We start from the raw sequence: 522 nt of genomic DNA on the forward strand, positions 1-522 counted from the left end.
TCGCTGGTCGCTGCGTTGCGCAGTGGTCTTTCCGAGCCGTTGGCTGACGCAAACGGGCAGGTCATCCTGCCGTCCGCTGTGCGTTACCACGCCGATCACGTCGAAGTCGGCGAGTCGGCCAAGCTGGCCGCCGCTTCCGATCCGTTGAACACTGTGCTGTCCGTCAAGCGCTTGATGGGTCGTGGTCTGTCCGACGCCAAGCAATTGGGCGAGCAACTGCCATACCGCTTTGTTGGTGGCGAGTCGCACATGCCGTTCATCGACACCGTGCAGGGCCCGAAAAGCCCGGTCGAAGTCTCCGCCGATATCCTCAAGGTTCTGCGTCAGCGCGCTGAAGCAACATTGGGTGGCGAACTGGTGCGTGCGGTGATCACCGTTCCGGCGTATTTCGATGAAGCTCAACGGCAGGCCACCAAAGATGCGGCGAAACTCGCCGGTCTGAACGTGCTGCGCCTGCTCAACGAGCCGACCGCAGCTGCCGTGGCGTACGGTCTGGATCAGCATGCCGAAGGCCTGGTCGCT

1 protein-coding gene is annotated in these 522 nt (G+C 62.6%); it reads left to right on the forward strand.

Going from position 1 to position 522, the window contains the following annotated elements:
• Positions 1 to 522: Hsp70 family protein (locus tag BK660_RS30410; protein ID WP_148057492.1), on the forward strand; the 522-nt coding region annotated here is incomplete at both ends.

This window comes from Pseudomonas brassicacearum, assembly GCF_003732265.1.
Lineage (GTDB): Bacteria > Pseudomonadota > Gammaproteobacteria > Pseudomonadales > Pseudomonadaceae > Aquipseudomonas > Aquipseudomonas brassicacearum_D.